Origin of the sequence: Sphingobium trunci (genome assembly GCF_022664535.1) — a bacterium.
Lineage (GTDB): Bacteria > Pseudomonadota > Alphaproteobacteria > Sphingomonadales > Sphingomonadaceae > Sphingobium.
Genome location: NZ_JAKUJY010000013.1, coordinates 96,965 through 116,549 on the forward strand (window position 1 = coordinate 96,965; position 19,585 = coordinate 116,549).

19 protein-coding genes and 1 tRNA gene are annotated in these 19,585 nt (G+C 67.4%); 9 read left to right on the forward strand and 11 right to left on the reverse strand.

Annotated features, from left to right (window positions below):
* Positions 1 to 5: 5 nt before the first annotated feature.
* The 4 genes from MJ601_RS13025 to MJ601_RS13040 all read right to left on the reverse strand — a co-directional run bounded on the left by MJ601_RS13025 (position 6) and on the right by MJ601_RS13040 (position 4,850).
* Positions 6 to 692 (reverse strand): winged helix-turn-helix domain-containing protein, encoded by a 687-nt coding sequence (locus tag MJ601_RS13025; RefSeq protein ID WP_242127070.1) that lies wholly within the window; start codon positions 690 to 692, stop codon positions 6 to 8.
* Positions 689 to 1,099: a PDZ domain-containing protein gene (locus MJ601_RS13030; RefSeq protein ID WP_242127073.1), complete on the reverse strand. Its 411-nt coding sequence runs from the start codon at positions 1,097 to 1,099 to the stop codon at positions 689 to 691. The genes MJ601_RS13025 and MJ601_RS13030 overlap by 4 nt, the downstream gene beginning before the upstream one ends.
* A 58-nt stretch (positions 1,100 to 1,157) precedes the next feature.
* The gene (locus MJ601_RS13035) at positions 1,158 to 1,415 is read right to left on the reverse strand and encodes a hypothetical protein (RefSeq protein ID WP_242127075.1); all 258 of its coding nucleotides are present in this window, start codon (positions 1,413 to 1,415) and stop codon (positions 1,158 to 1,160) included.
* Between the two features lie 105 nt (positions 1,416 to 1,520).
* A complete protein-coding gene (locus tag MJ601_RS13040) occupies positions 1,521 to 4,850 on the reverse strand; it encodes a trifunctional glycoside hydrolase family 18/polysaccharide deacetylase/glycosyltransferase family 2 protein (protein ID WP_242127077.1) in 3,330 nt (1,109 codons plus the stop codon).
* A gap of 234 nt (positions 4,851 to 5,084) precedes the next feature.
* On the opposite strand from MJ601_RS13040, the gene MJ601_RS13045 reads away from it, so the two are divergent.
* Positions 5,085 to 5,264: a hypothetical protein gene (locus MJ601_RS13045; protein WP_242127079.1), complete on the forward strand. Its 180-nt coding sequence runs from the start codon at positions 5,085 to 5,087 to the stop codon at positions 5,262 to 5,264.
* Between the two features lie 118 nt (positions 5,265 to 5,382).
* The gene (locus MJ601_RS13050) at positions 5,383 to 5,976 is read left to right on the forward strand and encodes a nitroreductase family protein (protein WP_242127081.1); all 594 of its coding nucleotides are present in this window, start codon (positions 5,383 to 5,385) and stop codon (positions 5,974 to 5,976) included.
* Positions 5,977 to 6,006: 30 nt separating this feature from the next.
* Here MJ601_RS13050 and MJ601_RS13055 read toward each other — a convergent pair whose 3' ends face one another.
* From MJ601_RS13055 to MJ601_RS13065, 3 genes are read right to left on the reverse strand one after another with little or no spacing between them, the layout of a single operon-like run.
* On the reverse strand, positions 6,007 to 6,741 hold the full coding sequence (locus MJ601_RS13055; RefSeq protein WP_242127083.1) for an anti-sigma factor: 735 nt from the start codon (positions 6,739 to 6,741) through the stop codon (positions 6,007 to 6,009).
* Positions 6,734 to 7,258, reverse strand: a complete 525-nt coding sequence (locus MJ601_RS13060) for a sigma-70 family RNA polymerase sigma factor (protein ID WP_242127086.1) — start codon at positions 7,256 to 7,258, stop codon at positions 6,734 to 6,736. The genes MJ601_RS13055 and MJ601_RS13060 overlap by 8 nt, the downstream gene beginning before the upstream one ends.
* A 7-nt stretch (positions 7,259 to 7,265) precedes the next feature.
* Positions 7,266 to 8,453 (reverse strand): glycosyltransferase family 4 protein, encoded by a 1,188-nt coding sequence (locus tag MJ601_RS13065; protein WP_491572918.1) that lies wholly within the window; start codon positions 8,451 to 8,453, stop codon positions 7,266 to 7,268.
* Positions 8,454 to 8,666: 213 nt separating this feature from the next.
* Between MJ601_RS13065 and MJ601_RS13070 the strand changes: the two genes are divergently transcribed.
* The 4 genes from MJ601_RS13070 to mprF are packed head-to-tail and all read left to right on the forward strand — an operon-like array spanning position 8,667 to position 13,969.
* Positions 8,667 to 9,401, forward strand: coding sequence for a virulence factor (locus MJ601_RS13070; protein ID WP_242127090.1), 735 nt, complete (start codon positions 8,667 to 8,669; stop codon positions 9,399 to 9,401).
* A gap of 42 nt (positions 9,402 to 9,443) precedes the next feature.
* Positions 9,444 to 9,881: a DUF2147 domain-containing protein gene (locus MJ601_RS13075; RefSeq protein WP_242127091.1), complete on the forward strand. Its 438-nt coding sequence runs from the start codon at positions 9,444 to 9,446 to the stop codon at positions 9,879 to 9,881.
* A complete protein-coding gene (locus tag MJ601_RS13080; protein ID WP_242127093.1) occupies positions 9,878 to 11,299 on the forward strand; it encodes a virulence factor family protein in 1,422 nt (473 codons plus the stop codon). Before MJ601_RS13075 ends, MJ601_RS13080 begins: the two co-directional genes overlap by 4 nt.
* Before the next feature lie 15 nt (positions 11,300 to 11,314).
* Positions 11,315 to 13,969, forward strand: a complete 2,655-nt coding sequence (gene mprF / locus MJ601_RS13085; protein WP_242127095.1) for a bifunctional lysylphosphatidylglycerol flippase/synthetase MprF — start codon at positions 11,315 to 11,317, stop codon at positions 13,967 to 13,969.
* Between the two features lie 156 nt (positions 13,970 to 14,125).
* Here mprF and rpoZ read toward each other — a convergent pair whose 3' ends face one another.
* Positions 14,126 to 14,470: a DNA-directed RNA polymerase subunit omega gene (gene rpoZ / locus MJ601_RS13090; protein ID WP_176592107.1), complete on the reverse strand. Its 345-nt coding sequence runs from the start codon at positions 14,468 to 14,470 to the stop codon at positions 14,126 to 14,128.
* A 124-nt stretch (positions 14,471 to 14,594) separates the two neighbouring features.
* Here rpoZ and MJ601_RS13095 point away from each other — a divergent pair, with 124 nt between their 5' ends.
* Positions 14,595 to 15,794, forward strand: a complete 1,200-nt coding sequence (locus tag MJ601_RS13095; RefSeq protein WP_491572917.1) for a phospholipase D-like domain-containing protein — start codon at positions 14,595 to 14,597, stop codon at positions 15,792 to 15,794.
* A 33-nt stretch (positions 15,795 to 15,827) separates the two neighbouring features.
* Here the strand turns inward: MJ601_RS13095 and MJ601_RS13100 are convergent, their stop codons facing one another.
* The 3 genes from MJ601_RS13100 to MJ601_RS13110 form a co-directional block, all read right to left on the reverse strand.
* Positions 15,828 to 16,658 (reverse strand): sulfite exporter TauE/SafE family protein, encoded by an 831-nt coding sequence (locus MJ601_RS13100; RefSeq protein ID WP_242127099.1) that lies wholly within the window; start codon positions 16,656 to 16,658, stop codon positions 15,828 to 15,830.
* Between the two features lie 272 nt (positions 16,659 to 16,930).
* Positions 16,931 to 18,049 (reverse strand): alanine dehydrogenase, encoded by a 1,119-nt coding sequence (gene ald / locus MJ601_RS13105; RefSeq protein WP_242127102.1) that lies wholly within the window; start codon positions 18,047 to 18,049, stop codon positions 16,931 to 16,933.
* A 62-nt stretch (positions 18,050 to 18,111) separates the two neighbouring features.
* On the reverse strand, positions 18,112 to 19,005 hold the full coding sequence (locus MJ601_RS13110) for a peptidylprolyl isomerase (RefSeq protein WP_242127104.1): 894 nt from the start codon (positions 19,003 to 19,005) through the stop codon (positions 18,112 to 18,114).
* 136 nt (positions 19,006 to 19,141) lie between these two features.
* On the opposite strand from MJ601_RS13110, the gene MJ601_RS13115 reads away from it, so the two are divergent.
* Together MJ601_RS13115 and MJ601_RS22035 are read left to right on the forward strand one after the other, a co-directional pair.
* A tRNA-Ser gene (locus MJ601_RS13115) sits at positions 19,142 to 19,232 on the forward strand.
* A gap of 177 nt (positions 19,233 to 19,409) precedes the next feature.
* On the forward strand, positions 19,410 to 19,585 hold a 176-nt coding region (locus tag MJ601_RS22035), incomplete at its 3' end, for an Arm DNA-binding domain-containing protein (protein ID WP_348635581.1).

Genomic DNA, 19,585 nt, shown 5'->3' on the forward strand with positions numbered 1-19,585 from the left:
AGCGGCTAGCTTTCCGGGCCAAGCCGATACCCCATGCCGCGCACCGTATGCAGCAGCGGCCGGTCGCCGCCCTCGTCCAGCTTGCGGCGCAGGCGGCTGACATGCACGTCGATGACATTGGTGCCGGGGTCGAAATGATAATCCCACACGCCTTCCAGCAACATGGTGCGGGTCACCACCTGGTCGGGGTGGCGCAGGAAGAATTCGAGCAGGCGGAATTCGCGCGGTTGCAGGTCGATGGTTCGCGATCCCCGCTTCACCCGGCGGGAAAGCAGGTCCATCTCCAGATCCTCGTGGCGCAGGCTGGTGACGACCGCGCTGCCGCTGCCGCTCCGGCGCAGCAGCAGTTGGACCCGCGCCAGCAGTTCGGCAAAGGCGAAGGGCTTGACGAGATAGTCGTCGGCGCCGTTGGTCAGGCCCTCCACCCGGTCCTCCGGCGTGCCCAGCGCGGACAGGATGATGACCGGTGTCTCGATCCCCGCCGCGCGCAGGGCCTTGAGCATCGCCATGCCGTCCATCGCGGGCATCATCCGGTCGAGGATGATCGCGCCATAGCTGCCGTCGCTCGCCAGAAACAGGCCGTCCCGGCCATTGTCCGCCTGGTCGACGGTAAAGCCCGCCTCGCCCATGCCCTTGGCGACATAGCCGGCGGTGGCTGCGTCATCCTCCACCACCAGAATCTTATGGCTCATTGTCCCCTTTCCGGCTGGTCCAGCATCACCACGCGCATCTGATCCGCATGTTTCAACCCCAGCGCAATTTTCTGCCGGGGATGGTGTAGCAGATAGCTACTGGCTTGATCCAGCGAGCTTATCGGCGTGCCGTTCAGGCTGACCACGCCGTCGCCGACGCTGACGCCCAGCCGTGCCGCCTCTCCATCCGATTCCATGCTGGTGACGATCACGCCCGATCCCGCCGGTGCGGCATCGGTCATGGTCAGGCCGGGCAGGGCACGGGCCTTGGCGGCGGCGACTTCCATATGATTGTCGATGGCGCGGCGCAGATGCAGGAAGAAGGCGCCGCTCATGAGCAGCGCGCACAGCGCCAGGGCAGCCAGAACCAGTCCGGTCGCTGTCCTGTCGCCATTGCGCTGTCCCATGCCTATCGTTCCGTTGCGTTGGGGGCGGGGAGGAGGGGGCTTCCTCCCCGGCTCCGGGTCAGGAGGGTTTGGTTTCCGCCTTTTTCATGGCGGGCTTGGCGGCGTGGGCCATTCCGTGATGATGCGACGCCCACTTCGCATGATGATGGGCCGCTGCCTTGTGATGCGCCATCGGCGCGGCATGAGAGGAACTCATGCACTCGTCGGTGACCGACTTGGAGCAGGGCGGGTAGCTTTTCGGCGTGCTGTCGGGCGCCTGCGCCATGGCGGCCGTGCCGAAGCCGAGCGCGATGAGAGGGATGAACAGGATTTTCATGGACCTTCTCCTTCAACTTGCCGACGGCATCCGGAACGGGGGATAGTCCTTTGCCGTCGGGCACAGGATGATGCGGGGTGCGGGCCAAGTCATGTTAAGCTTTGTTCATGCCCCGGACGGAATGGAACCGTCGTCCTGCGCGACGTCGACGCGGCCGCTGCGCTCCAGCTTGCCCCAGCCCACGACCCAGCCGCCGATGGCCGAAGCGATGGCGCGCACCACCACCCAATACATGATCTGGCGATAGATGAAGCGCTGCGCCACCAGCAGATGCGGGGGATAGCGCACGTCCCGGTTGTCGAGCGCGTAGGCGACCCAGCCGCAGGCGATGTCGATGCCGGTGAAGGCGAGCCAGTAAAGGCCCATCACCCACACGTCATGGCTGGTCTGCGCCCAGCCATGCTGGTGCACGCGGACGATGGTGCCGACGATCGAGCTGACCAGCGCCAGATCGATCAGCGGGGAGATGGCGGCGAACAATATCTGGAACAGCCAGGCCTGCGGCATGCCGACCAGGGCAAGGCCGGTGGGGCGCCGTTCGCGCAGGATGCGGCGGTGCTTCCACAGGCATTGCAGCGTGCCGAATGCCCAGCGATAGCGCTGCTTGGCGAGCGCCTTGAAGCTTTCGGGCGCTTCGGTCCAGGCAACCGCTTCGGGATCGTAGGTGACGCGCCAGCCTGCCCGCTGGATCGCGATCGTCAGGTCCTGATCCTCCGCCAGCGTGTTTTCGGGATAGCCGCCGACCGCATCCAGCGCCGCCCGGCGCCAGGCGCCGACCGCGCCCGGCACGACCGTGATGGCGTCGAACCCGGCGAGCGCCCGGCGCTCCAGATTCTGCGCCGTGATATATTCGACCGCCTGCCAGCGGGTCACGAGATTGACCCGGTTGCCGACCCGCGCATCGCCCGCGACCGCGCCCAGGGCAGGGTCCGCGAACCAGCGGGCGAGGCGGGCGATGGTCTGCGGTTCGAACTGGGTGTCGGCGTCCAGCGCGATGACGATCTCGCCCGTGGCTTCCCTGAGCGCCCGGTTGAGCGCCGCCGCCTTGCCGCCATTGACCAGGGTCAGCAGCGTGACGCGCGGATCGCCGGAAAAGGCGCGCTCGACGATGGCGCTGGTTTCGTCCTTCGACCCGTCGTCCGCGACGATCAGTTGCAGCGCGGGATAGTCGCTCGCCAGCACGCGGCGCACCGACGCCTCGATCACCCGCGCTTCATTATAGGCGGGGATGATGACCGAGACGGTCGGCTGATGCTCCGGCGGCACGATCCGCTCGCGCCGTTCCTGGAACCAGGCGAGCAGCGTCATCAGCACGGCGCGCGCAAGGCCCAGCGAAATGGCAAGGTAGAAGATCCAGCCGAGCAGGGCGCTGACCGCGGCCAGCACCACGAACACGCCGACATCGACGCGCACGGCGAGCAGGTCGCTGGCCTGGACCGGCGGCATGGCGGCCTTCATCGGCAGGCCCGCCAGCTGCGACACGGGGACGAAGCGATAGCCCTCGGCGCGAAGCTGCGCGATGATGCGGGGCAGCGCCTGGACGGTCTGCGACCGGTCGCCGCCGCCGTCGTGCAGCAGGATGATGTTTTCCGACCGGTCGTCGGCCACGTCATGCACCTGATCGATCACCTGATGGACGATGGCGTCGGTGCCGGGCCGCTGCCAGTCATTGGGATCGACGTGCAGCCCGACGACGGTGTAGCCCAGCTTCTGCGCCGCCAGCGCGGGGCCGAGTTCGTCCGCCGTGGTCGGTTCGGCGTCACCGAAATAGGGTGCGCGGAACAGCCGCATGCCGCGACCGGTATAGGCCTGCACCAGCCGCTGCGTCGCGTTCAGCTGCAACTGGGTGGGCTCATCCCCCCAGGTGGCCAGGTTGGGATGGTCATAGGTGTGGTTGCCGATCTCGTCCCCGTCCGCGACGATCCGCTGCAGCAGCCCGGGATGTTCCAGCGCATTTTCCCCGATGACGAAGAAGGTGGCGGGCGTGTGCATCTGTTCCAGGATGTTGAGGATCTTGGGCGTCCAGCTTGGATCGGGGCCGTCGTCGAAGGTCAGTGCCAGCATCTTGGGATTCTGCCCGCCGGTGCGCTGCACCTGATAGGGCGTGGGCAGCGTGCCGTAGGTCTCATGCTCGATGCTGTTCTGCGCGCCGAACGTGATGGTGCGGTTGCCCTGCGTCGGGGTGGCGGTGATCCGCAGGATTTCGCCCGATCCCTCGACATCGGTGTCGAGCGTGCTCGCCATGTGGCTGAGGTTGGGACGGCCGCCGGAACGCCAGGCGGTCAGGTCGGTCCAGAAGCCGGGATCCTCGCTGCCGAGCCGCCACAGCGCGACGCTCTGGATGCCCAGATGCTTCAGCACCAGCAGTTCGTTCCAGCTCGCGGCAGCGTCCAGCATCCAGACCTGATGGCGCTGCCCGGCCTCGTCATAGGCGAAGGCCGCGTTGCCGCTGGCGGAATCGAACTGCGGCGGCGCGTCGCTGTCATGCGCGTCCAGCCAGGCCTCGTCCAGCGACAGCGCGTCGGTCGCGCCATCGTGCCAGTCATAGGCATAGCTGCCCAGCGCGACGATGATATGGTTGGCGCCGATTTCGCGCAGGGCCGTCTTCGCCTGCCGCGCGAACCAGTCCTGCGCGGCGATCGGGCCGGGCTGGCTGCTCTGCCAATGCTGGTCATAGGCCATCAGGATCACGCGGTCGGTCACGGCCGCGAAGCGGGCGAGCGGCCAGGCCTCGTCTTCCGCCGGCACGGTGACGGCCAGCTTGGCACCCGCGGGAAGCTGGGCGCGCACGGTGCGCAGGAAGCGCAGATAGGCGGGCATGGCGCTGTCCGGCAGCGATTCGAGGTCCATGACCAGTCCCCCCTCATGACGGCGCGCGACATAGGCGGCGAGCTGCCCCGCCAGCGCCCGCGATGCGACGGGATCGCGCAGCACGCGTGCCGCGCCCGTGCCGTTCCAGCTATCCGTCCCCAGATTCTGCACCATCGGCAGGACCTTGGGCGGGCGGGGCATGGCAGCGATCATGCGATCGAACGCCGGGTCGGTGGTGAAGTGGATGGGGCCGCCGCGACCGGCCACATTGACCAGCGCGGGCACCACCCAGTCGAGCTGGCCGACATGGCGCCGCAGCGATGCGATGCTGTTTTCCTCGCCCGGCACATAGAAGCCGACGTTCAGCGGCTTGGCCTGGGCATGGGACTTGCCCCAATGCGGCAGCCATTTGGCGATGTCGCGGCGCAGGTTGGAGATGCCCGACACGCGCGCGGCGTGCGGCTGGGGCAGCGGCAGGGCGAGGTCACGTTCCGACGGCACGGCGACCAGCGTGGTCGCAAAGGCGATCGCCGCCAGCAGGATCGTGATCAGCGCGCCCGCGAGGATACGCCTGGCCCATAGCCCTCGGCGGCCGGTGGGATCGAAGAAAATCGGTCTGCTCATGATCGTCGCATTGCTGCCCCTGTTGGTCGCCACCGCCTCTACGCCTTGCGTCCTGCCGGACGGGTGAGCCGATCATGAAATATTGGTCATGATGGAATGAATCCGCGCCATGGCGCAACGGCGCGCCGTTCCGGCACAGCTCAAGCTTTTCTAGCGGGATGAGCAGCAAAGCTTGCAGGACAAATCTCTACCGATAAAATAGACAGCAACCCGATTCGGCTCAGGAGAAGCGATATGCTGTGGCGCTCGGCGATCGGCCAGACGTGGGAACGGTGGAGCGGCGCCGTGAAGCGCGAATTGCTGCGCGAGCCGGAACGCATCCTGATCGACTGCGGCCCGGACGCCTTGCCGCTGCGCGAGCAAAACCCTCCCCAGCCCGAAACGTCCCGCGAAATGTCTCTCGAACGGGCGTGAGTTTACGCTCTGGCCGGTGGCGCGGGACCTTGCCGATCCCACCGCCCTTTCCGATATTGCGGCAGCTTTGCCGATGGCGCTTCCCGCCATCCGAACCCCTGATGACCTGGGAGATTATATGACTGTTTCCGCCCGCGCCGTGACACGCGCTGTCGAGCCGCTTTTCCTCGATCGCTGGTCGCCGCGCGCCTTCGATTCCTCGTCCATCCCGCAGGAGGATCTGGAGACGATCTTCGACGCCGCGCGCTGGGCGCCCTCGGCCTTCAACTATCAGCCGTGGCGCTTCCTCTATGCCACCCGCGACAGCGCCGACTGGCAGCGCTTCCTGGGCGTGCTGCTGCCCTTCAACCAGAGCTGGGTGCAAAATGCCTCGGCGCTGGTCTACATCCTGTCCGACACGCAGATCGCCGCGCCGGGATCGGAAGAGACGAAGCCTTCCCACAGCCACAGCTTCGATGCGGGCGCGGCCTGGGCGCTGCTGGCCCTTCAGGCGACGCGGCTGGGCTATCACAGCCATGCGATGACCGGCGTCGAATTCGACAAGGCGCGGGCCGAACTGGCCGTTCCCGACCGCTTCCGGATCGAGGCTGCCGTGGCCATCGGCAGGATCGCCGACAAATCGATCCTGCCCGAAACGCTGCAGGCCCGCGAGGTGCCGAGTGGCCGCAAGGATCTCGCCGACTTCGTCACGGCCGGCAATTTCGTTTCCTGACCCTCGGGGCGGGGCCGATGCCCCGCCCGTTCAGGTCCGGGCCAGGGCCTCCGCCGTCTCGTCCATCAGGCCCGGTTCCTGGTCGCCGGTCAGGGCATAGGACATGTCGCCGCGCCGCCAATAGGCGACCGACTGCGCGCCTTCGCGCACGGCATCGGGGCGTTCGGGCGCCCCGGTCCTTTCCCGCACGGCGAAGATGGTCATGCGCTGCCCGTCATCGGTGCGCACCGCCACCATCAGGGCCGGGGCCTTGTCGGTCGGAAACAGCTGCACGTCGGTCACGCGCCAGTCGCCGGGCAGTTGCGGCATGGCGATCCGCGTATTGGCGGCAATCTCCCGCGCGTCGAAGCGGGGCGCCTCGATCTGCGAATTCATGTCGGCGCGCATCATCGCGATCCGGTGCGAGGCGACGGCATAGCTCACATAGGCGGGCGGGTGGTGAACCCCGACGACCCACAGCGTCAGCGCGGCGGCAAGGCTGCCCGTCATCAGGCCCGCGGGCATCAGCCGGCGCCAGCGGCTCTTCTGCGCCGGGATCAGCCGCCTCGCCGCCGCCAGCAGATGCGCGGGGACCGGCCGCCTGTCCTGGCTCAATATCCTGAGCGCACTGCGGGTGCTGAGGTCGCCCATGACCCGCGCCGCCAGTTCCGGCCGCCGGGAAAGATGCGTCTCGACCGCGAAGCGGCGTTCGGGGTCCAGTTCGCCGTCGATATAGGCGTCCATTTCCAGATCGGTGATCTTCAGATCGGTCTCGCGATCAGTCATCGCTTCCTCCTATCAGCCGGAGGCCGCCCGCCCCCCGCTGCCCCTGCTCTCTTTCCCTCAGCGTGGCACGCGCCCGCGACAGCCGCGACATGACGGTGCCGACCGGCACGTCCAGCGTCTCGGCCGCCTGCTGATAGCTCAACCCCTCGACGGCGGTCAGGTGCAGCACCGCGCGATGATGTTCGGGCATGGCCGCGAATTGCCGGGCGATCTCGGCCAGCCGGGCATGCTCCTCCTGCCCCGGCTCAAGCTGATCGGTCAGCGTCTCGGCGAAGCGGCTGTTGCGCCGCGCCTCGGACGCCTCCCGCCGCTTCGCCGAAAAGAAGACATTGTGGACGATGGCCAGCAGCCAGCGGCGGCGATTGCGATCGGGCTGATAGGTTTCCTGCCGCTCGATCGCGCGCAGCAACGCATCCTGCACGACGTCGTCCGCGTCCTGATCGTCCCGCGTCAGCGACCGCGCATAGCGCCGCATCGCGGCCAGATCGTCCCTGATATCCGGGCTGTCGTCCATCATGGCCGTCTCATGCCGCCTGCGCCCGCTGGGTGGCAAGCGGTATCCGAAGGGCGCCGGCATAGCTCAATGCCACATCCTCCAGCACATCGTTCCAACGATAGCGTGCCGCCCTGGCCGCCGCCGCCGTGCCCAGCGCGGCGCGCCGCTCCGCCTGCCGGATCAGCCCGGCGGCGGCGTCCGCATAGGCGGCGATATCCGTCGGCGGCACGAGCAGGCCGGTTCGCCCGGCATCCAGCAGCGTCGCTGCGCTCGGCACATCGGCCGACACGATCGCCAGGCCGGATGCCATCGCTTCCAGATTGACGTTGCCGAATGCCTCGGTGACGGAGGGGTTGATCAATATGTCGGCGCTGGCGACGGCGCGCCCCAGCGCCTCGCCGGACATGTGCCCCAGGAAGGTGGCGTTGGGCAGCCGCTGGGCCAGCCAGTTGCGGGCCGGACCGTCGCCGATGATCATCGGCCTGACGTCCAGACCCTGCGCGCGGACGGCATCGATGGTGTCGGCAAAGACGCCCAGTCCCTTTTCCAGCACCAGCCGCCCGAAGAACAGCGGCACGACATCCTCGGGCGAATAGCCCAGGCTGGCGCGCAGGTCCTCGTCGCGCAGGTCGGGACGGAAGCAGGCCGGATCGATGCCGCGCCCCCAGATCGCCGTCCGCTCCGTTCCGAATCGCTCCGCCATTTCCTGCGCGATCGGCAGGGTGGGGCAGAGGATGCGGTCGCAATCGCCGTAGAAGCGGTCGAGATAGCGTTCGACCGGCCCGCGCAGGAAGGACAGACGGTAATAATCGAGATAGGTTTCGAAGCGGGTGTGCAGGCTGGCGACCACGGGAATGCCGCGCGCGCGGGCATGTTTCTGCGCCTGCCGGCCCAGCAGGTCGGGTGCGGAGAGATGGACGATGTCCGGCGCGAACGCATCGAAATCCCGCTGCGCGGCACGGGTGAAGCCCAACGCCAGACGATATTCGGGCCGGCCCGGGATGCTGACCGACCGTACCGAACGGACGTCGCCGACGGAGGCGAAGGCCTTGCGCGGCGCGGTCGGCGAATAGATGCGCACCTGCGCGCGCACATTCTGCAGCAGATAGGCGACCAGCCGGTTGAGCGCCTGATTGGCGCCGTCGCGCACGCAGTCATAATTGCCGGAGAACAGCGCCACCCGCAGCGGGCGGCCCAGCGCCCGCGACAGGGCCATGCGGGATTCGGGCAGACGGGCGGCTTTGGTACGAAAGTCGGTATCCTTATTCATATGGCATGATACGCCGCTCGCCCGGCCGTTATTCCCTCGCACCGCAATATCCGTAGCCTTGCGTTCAATTATCCGCTTGTAAGAGTCACGCTGGAAATGCGCCGCGGGGCGCGTTTCGCCTTGAGGAGTCCGGCGCGTCCGATGAGCTTTCCTGCCCTCTTGAAACGCAGATCCATGCTGGTCCTGCTGCTGGCCTGCCTTCTGATCGGCGCGGGCGTCTATTGCCGCTATCTCGGTTATCCCCACGGGCGGATCTTCACGCTGGTCCGGGCCCCCGCCGCCGACCGGAACGGCACGGTCGCGGTGTTCTTCTCCGGTGACATGGGCTTCAACGCAGGCATGGGGCCGGTGATCGCGGGGCATATGGCCAGGGGCGGCCTGCCCGTGATCGGCGTCAACTCGCTGACCGCTTTCGCCCGCAGGCGCTCGCCGGAGGAAACCGCCGCTCTGGTCGAACAGGCGGTGCGCCGCGCGCTGGCGTTGCCCGGCGCGCGCAGGCTGATGCTGGTCGGCCAGTCCTTCGGCGCGAACATGCTGCTGGTGGGGCTGGATCGCCTCGCCCCTTCGCTCCGCTCGCGGGTCGCCATGGTTGCGCTGATCGTGCCCGCCGACACGATGCTGTTCCGCGCGACGCCGGGCGGAGTGTTCGATTTCGGCAATGACGGCCCGGCCGGGCCTGCCGCCCGCGCGCTCGACTGGGCGCCGGTGCTCTGCATCCATGGGCTGGAGGAAAGCGGCAGCCTCTGCCCCGGCTGGCGCCAGCACAATGTGCGCGTCGTGGGCCTGCCGGGCGGTCATTTCCTCAATGACGATTCGGCCGGCGTGGCCGCCACGCTGCTGCGCGCCGCGAACATTGCCAAAAGTTCAGACAATGCAGAGCACCCCGCAATGTGACAGGGCCTATTCCATGACCTTTCGATGACAAGGATCGGTCAAATGGCAATGGGGAGGCTTTGGGTCGCAGCGGCGCTTTTATGTTCGGCCATGCCGGCGCTCGCGGCGGCGGCCGTTCCCGTTCGCGCGCCCGAAGGAGTCTGGCTCGGCCCCCACAATAATGTCGCCGTGCGCACCGGCCCCTGTGGCGATCGCCTGTGCGGCTGGGTGGTCTGGGCCGATGGCGAGGCGCAGGCCGATGCCCGCGACGGCGGCGTAGACCGGCTGGTCGGCACGGAATTGCTGGAGGATTACCACCCCGACGGCAGGAACCAATGGCGCGGCACCGTGTTCGTGCCCGACATGGGGCGCCGCTTCAGTTCCCAGATCGATCAGCTTTCGTCCGGCCGGATGCGGGTCAAGGGCTGCATATTGGGCGGCCTGATCTGCAAGTCGCAGATATGGACCCGGATCGAACGGTTGCCGGGAAGCGCATCATGATCCGCCTGCGCCGCCGCCTGCGCTTCTGGCTGATCCCCGGCCTGCTGGCTGGGGCCGGGCTGCTGCTGGCAGGCGTCAATGCGCTCAATCCGGCGCGCGCCGCCGCCGACCCCGCGCAGGGCGACGGCGCGGTTAGCGAAATCAGCTATGATCTCGCGCCCATGGGCAGCATCGCGGTCTACCGCCCGTCCGCCTTGCCCAAGGGCGTGGTGATCGCCCTATCCGGCCGCGAGGGATGGGACGATGCCAGCGCCGGTTTCGCCCGCCGACTTGCCGCGCGCGGCGCGCTGGTGGCGGGGATCTCCACCCCCGACTTTCTGAAGGCGCTCAACGCGTCGAAGCGTTGCATGAATCCCAATTACGGCATCATCGGCCTCGCCCGCGACCTGCAGCATCGGCTCGACATGCCGATGTATCGCAAGCCGGTCCTGCTGGGGCGCGGCGAGGGTGCGGCGCTGGCCTATGCCGCGCTCGCGTCCGGGCCGAACGGCGCCTATGCCGCGGTGCTGTCGGACGATTTCACCCCGATCCTGCCCGGCGCGCGCGCCTGGTGCCGTTCCGGCAGCCTGAAGCTCGCATCGATCCGGCGCCCCTACCGGGGGTGGGCCTTCGCCCCCAGCCATCAGCTCCCCTCGCCCTGGGTCGCGCTGACCGACGGCAGGCACAAGCGGCTCGCGGCCTTCGTGACCCGGACCGGCAGCGGCAAGCTGCTGTCCCGGACGGCGGAGCAGGGTGACGCCGCATTGCTCTCGCAGGTCCAGCCCTGGCTTACCCCGATGATGGGCAGCGTCGCCCTTCCCGCTGACCTGCCCATCACCATCGTCGACGATCCCGCCGCGCCGCGCACCGACCTGATGGCGGTGATCTATTCGGGCGATGGCGGCTGGGTCGGGCTGGACAAGGATGTGGCGGCGCAGCTCGCCCATGCGGGTATTCCGGTCGTCGGCGTGGACAGCCTGTCCTATTTCTGGAGCCAGCGCACCCCGCGGGGAGCCGCCGTCGACCTCTCCGCCATCATCCGGGGCTATTCGCAGCACTGGCAGCGGCGCAAGGTGCTGCTGGTGGGATATAGTTTCGGCGCGGACGTCCTGCCCTATATCGTCGGCAACCTGCCACCGCCGTTGCGCGCGCGGGTGGAGAGGATGTCGATGCTGGGCCTCAGCCCGTCCGCCGATTTCCAGTTCCATCTGTCGAGCTGGTTCGACATGGATTCGACCCGCCAATATCCGACGGTCCCGGCGATCACGCGGCTGCGCGGCCTTTCCATGCTCTGCGTCAAGGGCACCCAGGAAAATGACAGCGCCTGCCCGTCCATCCCCGCCGGACTGGCGGAAGTGGCGGTGGTGCCGGGCGGCCATCATTTCGACCGCAACGCGCCGTTGCTGGTCAACCGGATGCTGCGGGGGCTGGTCATATGAGGGGGGACTGGTGACATGAAGCTACAGGACTGGGCCAGGGCGAACAGGGGTGCGCTGACCCTCGTGGTCATGCTCACCGTCGCGGCGCTGGGGCTGGCGGCGCTGCACGGCCTGCTGGCGCAGGTGCGGCTGCGCGACATCCGCCAGGCGGTCCATGCGATCGCGGGCTGGCGCCTCGCCGTCGCGCTGGCGCTGACGGCCGCAAGCTATGTCGCGCTCACCTTCTACGACTATGTGGCGCTGCGGATCGTCGGCCGTCCCTTGCCCTGGCGGACGGCGGCGCTGGCCTCTTTCTGCAGCTACACGCTCAGCCACAATCTCGGCCTCTCGCTGCTGACGGGCGGGTCGGCCCGCTATCGCATCTATACGGCGGCGGGACTGGAAGGGGGCGACATCGCCCGCATCATCGCCTCGGCGGGCCTGTCCTTCTGGGGCGGGGTGTTCGTGCTCGCGGGCGCGCTGATGCTAGTCCATCCCGCCGACATCGCGATCATGGACGTCAGCCTGGGCCTGCCCGTGCAGCGCGTCGTGGGCGGCATCATCCTGCTGGCGGCGGCGGGCCTGATCGCCGCCACCGGCCGGGAGGGGCGGGCGCCGCGCCTGTTCGGCTGGACGCTTGCCCTGCCCACGCGCGGTCAGGCGCTGGCGCAGATCGGCGTCGCCTCCATCGATCTCGCCGCCGCCAGTGCCGCGTTGTTCATCCTCGTGCCGGGGATCGCGCCTGCCCTCTATCCCACGCTGTTCCTGGCCTATGCGCTGGCGATCATCGTCACGCTGGTCAGCCATGTGCCGGGCGGCATCGGCATCTTCGAGGCGGTGATCGTCGCGACCCTGCCCGATGTCGACCGGCCCAGCCTGCTCGCCGCGCTGATCGCCTATCGCCTGATCTATTATATGATCCCGCTGCTGCTGGGCGTTGTCGCCATCGCACTGCATGAGGGCAATGGCTGGCGCCGCCCCGTCAGCCGCGTGCTCGACGGCGCGCAGTCGGCCGCGTCGGGCATGGCGCCGCTGATGCTGTCCCTACTGGTGGCGGTGGGCGGCATCATCCTGCTGGTTTCCGGCGCGCTGCCGGGCATCCCGCAACGCCTGCACATGGTCACCAGCCTGCTGCCCATGCCCTTCGTCGAGGCCTCCCATTTCGCGGCGAGCGTCGTCGGAACCCTGTTGATCCTGCTCGCTTCCGGTCTCTACCGCCGGCTGGACGCGGCCTTCTGGATGACCCGCTGCCTGCTGCTCGCGGGCGCCGTCTTCTCGCTGATCAAGGGCCTCGATTATGAGGAGGCGACGGCGCTGATCGTCATCGCCGCGCTGCTGCAATGGACGCGCGGCGCCTTCTATCGCCGCACCCGCTTCACCGCCGAGGCGCTGACCCCGGCCTGGGTGGCGACGCTGGCGGTGGCGGTGGGGCTGTCGCTCTGGATCGGCTTCTTCGCCTACAAGCATGTCGAATATCAGAATGACCTGTGGTGGCATTTCGGACCCAAGGCCAACGCCGCCCGCTTCCTGCGCGCCGGACTGGCAAGCGCGATCCTGGTCGTCGCCGCCGCCTTCTGGCGCATGTTCCGCCCTGCAACGCCCCTGCGCCGCACCGACCGGCCCTCCACCATGGCGAGCCCCGATGCGCTCGCGCTGGCGGAGCGGACCGACGCCTTGCTGGCGACGACCGGCGACAAGCTGTTCCTGACCTCGCCCACCGGCCGGGCCTTCCTGATGTATCAGGTTCAGGGGCATAGCTGGATCGTGATGGGCGACCCCGTCGGCGACCGGGAGGAATGGCCCGAGCTGCTCTGGCAGTTGCGCGAAATGGCCGATGCCGAACAGGGCAGGCTGCTGCTCTACCAGCTCAGCCTCGATGCCCTGCCGCTGGCCATCGACATGGGTCTTGCCATCCTCAAATATGGCGAGGAGGCGCGCGTCGACCTTCATCAATTCACGCTGGACGGCCCCGACGCCCGGCCGCTGCGCTATGCCGAGCGCCGCGCGGTGCGGGAAGGGGCGAGCTTCGAGATCGTCCCCGCCGCGCGGGTGCCGCTGCTGCTGGACGAGCTGGAACATATCTCCGACCAGTGGCTCGCCGCCAAGGGCCATGGCGAAAAGGCCTTCAGCGTCGGCCGCTTCGACTCCGCCTATATCGCCGCCTGCGACTGCGCCGTGGTGCGGCAGGAGGGGCGGATCGTCGCCTTCGCCAATATCTGGGCGACCGCCAATCACCGCGAGCTATCGGTCGACCTGATGCGGCATGCATCGGAAACGCCCTATGGCACGATGGATTATCTGTTCATCCACCTGATGCTGTGGGGCCGAAGCCAGGGCTATGACTGGTTCACCCTGGGCCTTGCACCCCTGTCGGGGCTGGAAGCGCGGCGGCTGTCCCCGCTCTGGGCCAAGGCGGGCGCCTTCTTCTTCCGCCATGGCGAGAGCTTCTACGGCTTTGAGGGGCTGCGCGCCTACAAGGAAAAATTCGGGCCGCGCTGGGACCCGCGCTTCATCGCCGGCCCGCGCGGCATTTCCCTGTCCCGCGCGATGATCGACCTGCAGAAGCTGGTGGGCGGCGGGCCGGGCAGCGCGGCGACCCGAACGCGCCGGCGCCACTCGGTCGCAACTCCCGCGCCGGACAAGGCCGGTGAAGACGGGGCGCGGACCAGACTTCTCGACATGGCGGAATGACGAAGAGGGGGAAAGCGGACATTCTCATATCCTCTCCCCTTGTCGGAGAGGGATAGCCGGGTAATCGCCACAACCCGCCTTGATCCGGAAAAGTTGAAGCCCGGTCCCGCTTGCACGGGCCGGGCCTCATTCCCTCTCCAAACTGGTCGGGCCGGATCAGCCGTCGTAATCGCCGCCGATATTCTGGTTACGCGGCGGGGCGGCGGCGGTCAGGCGCAGCGCCTCCGCCGACTGGGCGATCGAACCGATCTCGTCCGGCGTATCGTCGTCATCGATCTGCACCTTCTGCAGCGAGGCGACGAGCGAATCATGCAGATCCACCGGCAGGATGGTTTCTTCCGCGATCTCGCGCAGGGCGACGACCGGATTCTTGTCGCGGTCGCGGTCCAGAGTCAGCTCGGCGCCGCCCGAAATCTCACGGGCGCGCTGCGCGGCAAGCAGAACGAGGTCAAAACGGTTGGTAACCTTGTCGACGCAATCTTCGACGGTAACGCGGGCCAAGCGGGCGCTCCTGAACAACCAATGAAAAGTCGTGAAATGCGCGCCTAACAGCGTGAACGTGGAGAGTCAATGAAAAGCCCATAAAGTCATGGCGAGCCGCCCCGAATGCGGGCATGAACGGAACATGGCGACGATCCGGCAGGCAGAGGCGCATCAGGGCGAGGGCGGGATCGGCCTGTCGCTGCACGGCAACCGACTGCGCGTGATCGAGACGGGTCCGGGGCTGCGCCAGACGCTGGTCGAGCTGATCGACGGCGCGCAGGCCAGCCTGAAGCTTTATTATTATATCTTCGCGGGCGACGGCAGCGGACGGCTGATCCTCGACCGGCTGGTCGCGGCGCGGGCGCGCGGCGTGGCGGTCACGCTGATGATCGACGCCTTCGGATCGGCCGACACGCCGGTCCATTTCTTCGACCCCCTGGTGGCGGCGGGGGGCCATTTCGGCCGTTTCGGGGCGCGGCGTTCCACCCGCTATCTGATCCGCAACCACCAGAAGCTGGCCATCGCAGACGACCGGCGGCTGCTGATGGGCGGCTTCAATGTCGAGGATGATTATTTCGGGGTTCCGCCGGAGGATTGCTGGCATGATCTCGGCCTGCTGGTCGAAGGGCCGCAGGTGCAGGCGATGACCAGCTGGTACGGCCAGCTCTGGCGCTGGGTCTCGACGCGCGGGCAGCGCTTTCGCACGCTGCGCCGGATGGTGCGCAACTGGCGGCAGCCCCACCATGATGCGGACGGGCCGATGCGCTGGGTGATCGGCGGCCCGACCCGCCGCCTCAGCCCCTGGGCGCAGATGGTGAAGCATGATCTGGAACGGGCCGGGCGGCTGGACATGGTGGCGGCCTATTTCTCGCCCGGGCGGGGGATGCTGAAGCGGATCGCGACCGCGGCGCGGCGGCAGGGCGCGCGGCTGATCCTGCCGTCCCGGTCCGACAATGGCGCCACCGTCGCGGCGGCGCGGCTGCTCTATGGCCCCTTGCTCAAGCGCGGGGTCGAGATTTTCGAATATCAGTCCTGCAAGCTGCACATGAAGCTGATCGTGGTGGACGATGCGGTCTATATCGGCTCGGCCAATTTCGACATGCGCAGCCTGTTCCTCAACCTGGAGATCATGTTGCGGGTCGAGGATGCCGGATTTGCGAGCGCGATGCGCGGCTTCATCGACCGGCGGGCAAAGGAAAGCCGGCAGGTCACGCTGGAAACGCATCGCGCCCAGCGCAGCCTGCCGACCCTCGTCAAACAGTGGATCAGCTATTTCCTGGTCGGCTTTCTGGATTACACCGTCACCCGGCGCCTCAACTTCCGCAACCCCGACGCAGACTAGGGCGCCGACTGAGAAGGGGGCCGGACAGGAAAATCACATCTTGATGGCGTTGCGGAACATCACGAAGGCGATGATGACCAGATAGACGCCGAAGACCTTCTTGAGCGGCGCGGCGGGCATGGCGTGCGCCACGGCGACGCCCAGCGGCGCGGTCAGGATCGACATGGAGGCGATGGCGAGCGTCGCGGGCACATTGACATAGCCCAGCGAACCCCAGGGCAGGCCCGTTTCCTTGAGGCCGATCAGGGCGAAGCCGATCGCGCTGGGGATGGCGATCAGCGTACCGATGCCCGAAGCCGTGGCGATGGCGCGGTGGATCGACCGGCCGCACAGCGTCATCACCATGATCGCGATGGTGCCGCCGCCAATGCCCAGCAGCGCGGAGAAGGTGCCAAGCCCCCCGGCAATGCCGACCCGGGCGATGCCCGATGGCATGGTGTCGCTGATCACCTTGCCGCCGACCCGGGGCAGCAGGAAGTTCAGCGACATCAGGAACACGCCGATCGCGAAGATCATGGTCAGGATATGGCCGTCGACATGGCCCGCCAGCAGCACGCCTGCGCCGTCGCCCAGGATGATCCACGGCGCCCATGTCTTGAGCACCTCGAATTCCACCGCCCCGCGCTTGGCATGGGCCAGGAGCGAACGGATCGACGTCACGATGATCGTCGCCGCCGACGTGCCGATCGCGACATGGGCGATGGCATCATGGGTGCCGCCCAGCAGCGGCAGCACCACGAACAGCGCGGGCACGACCACGAAGCCGCCGCCAATGCCGAAGATTCCCGCCGCAAAGCCCGCGAACAGCCCGGCGCCCAGCATGGCGGCCAGGGGAATGAGCCAGCTCATCATGTCGCCCTGCATCAACCCTGTCCCCCTGCCGGTGCCCGAAGGGCCATGCTGGAGGAAATGCCTTGCGGGGGCAAGGCGGCGGAAGCTGTATGATCGACCATGACGGAAACCATGCCTCTCTTCGGCGAAACGAGCGAAAAGGGGCGATCAACGGCCCCCTATCCCGCGAGACGAACGAGTGCGCAGAACCCGCAAGCCCCGCGCAACATTGTGGCGATGAAGCAGATGCGCGAACCAATGCATCATACATCCTCCCCATCGCAAAGGGGAACATGCCCCGCCGGTCAGGTTGCGACAGCCTGCCCCGCCGGAGTGTAAGGCAGGCCCAACGCCTCCGCCACGGCGCGATAGGTGATCCGCCCATCCCACACATTGAGCCCGTCGAGCAGATGCGGGTCGGCCCCGAGCGCGTCCTTCCAGCCCATGTCGGCGATCCGCAACGCATGGGGCAGGGTCACATTGTTGAGTGCATAGGTGCTGGTCCGCGCCACCGCGCCGGGCATGTTGGCGACGCAATAATGGACGATGCCGTCGACGATGTAGGTGGGGTCGTCATGGGTGGTCGGATGGCTGGTCTCGAAACAGCCGCCCTGGTCGATCGCGACATCGACCAGCACCGCGCCCTTCTTCATGGTCTTGAGCATGTCGGCCGACACCAGCTTGGGCGCCGCCGCGCCGGGGATCAGCACCGCCCCGATCACCAGGTCGGCCTCCGCCACGCATTCCGCCAGATTGGCGCGGTTGGAAAAGCGCGTCTTGGCCCGCGCCTCGAAATAGATGCCCAGCCGCTCCAGCACTTCCGGGCTGCGGTCGAGAATGGTGACGTCGGCGCCCAGCCCCGCCGCCATCTGCGCCGCGTTGAAGCCGACCACGCCCCCGCCGATCACCGCCACCCTGGCGGGCAGCACGCCCGGTACCCCGCCCAGCAGCACGCCGCGCCCGCCATGCACCTTTTCCAGCGCCGTCGCCCCGGCCTGGATCGCCATGCGCCCGGCCACCTGGCTCATGGGCTTGAGCAAAGGCAGCCCGCCATTGCCGTCCGTCACCGTCTCATAGGCGATGCAGACCGCCCCCGACGCCATCAGGTCGCGCGTCTGTTCCGGGTCGGGCGCCAGATGCAGATAGGTGTAGAGTATCTGCCCCGGCCGCAGCATCGCCCGCTCCTCCGGCTGCGGCTCCTTGACCTTCACGATCATCCCGGCGGTGGCGAATATCGCCGCAGGCTCCTCGACGATCTCCGCCCCGGCCCGCGCATAGAGGCTGTCATGCGCGCCGATCCCTTCGCCCGCGCCGCTCTCGACCAGCACGCGATGGCCATGGGCGGTCAGTTCATGCACGCTCTCCGGAGTCAGCCCGACCCGATATTCGTTATTCTTGATTTCCCTGAGGGTGCCCACGATCATGACCCATCCTCTCCATTGTGATCTCCATGATCCTAGATGGGGATTGTTCCGTCATTTGCCCATCAGGGCTGGATCCGCACCGGCACGGGCGCATTGCACAGCTCGACCCCGCCCGCTGGCCGGTCGTAGAAATCATCCTTCCGGTTCGCCCGCAGCCGCAGATAGTCGGCAAAGCTCTGCGAGGTGACGTCCATCACCTGGAACCGGGGCCGCTCTGCCTCCGGCAGGTCGCTCGCCATCCGCGCCGACACGATCGCCAGGGGTTTTTCCGAGGGCGTGTAAAAGCCCAGCTCCCCCGATCCGCGCGGCAGGCTGGCCAGCAGGCTGATGCCCTCGATCACGCGCCCGACGACGGCGATATTGCGGTCGAGCTGCCGCGGCGCCTGCCCGATCACCGCATAGAGTTCCGCGCCGGTTCCCGCATCGGGCGACAGGTTCCGCGCCACGCCCACCATGCCATAGCAATGCGGCAGCCAGATCGACGCGTCGTCCATCCCCACCGGCCAGCCGTCGACGAAACCCGTCCTGGGCGCATAGGCATCGGGATAGGGCAGGGGAATGACGGCCTGCCCCGCAGCGGCCAAGGGCTGCGCATAGTCCGGCTTGATGTCGGCGGCGATCCCCGCTGGCAGAGGCAGTTTCTCGGTCGCGTCGCCCCATTGCGCGACATAATTGTCCTGCACCCGGTAGACGCTCTTGCCATCCCACCAGCCCGCTTTGGCCAGTGCCCGGATGTTGGCGACATGGGCCGGGGCAAAGCGCGGCGCGAGCTGGATCACGATCCGCCTGCCGCCTTCCACCGTCATGACCAGCAGCGTGTCGGGCGCGACGGCCTGCCACGCGCTGGCGGGCGCCTGCGCCACGACGGCGGAGGGAGTCCTGGGCGGGGCATCGGCGGCCAGCGCCTGGGAAGCCAGGAAAAGGGCGGGCACAAGGGTGAGCGGACGGATCGACATGGCCCAATCAAGCATCGGGAAAGAGGGAAAGTAAATCCCCTTGCCACGTCGCCCGCGCCGCGATAGGGAGCCGCCTTCCAGTGCGATTGGGATAAGAACCCGGCCAATGCCGCTTTCAGCGGCGACGGGTTCCTGCGGAGCGGTGGCCGAGTGGTCGAAGGCGCTCGCCTGGAAAGTGAGTATACGTCAAAAGCGTATCGAGGGTTCGAATCCCTCCCGCTCCGCCATTTACCCATTCATCAGTGTTCATAGTCAACCGCCGAGAGGCGCGGTTTTCTGCGGAAAATAAGGTTTTCTCAGGCCGCCGATGTTCGTTGAAGTTCGCCTCCAATCGCGATAAAACGTGGTGGAAAGTGTGGTGGATTTCATGGGGTGTGGTGGAACATGCCCCGTCGAGGTGAGGCATGGGAAAACTGACGGCCAATGAGGTGAAGGCTTTTCTGAACAAGCCCGGCACCTATCAGGATGGTGACGGCCTCTTCCTGAAAGTTGACCGGCGTGGTGGGGCGTCTTGGCTCGTCCGCATCCAGCATCAAGGAAAACGGCGCGATTACACCATTGGCACCGCCAAACTGGTGAG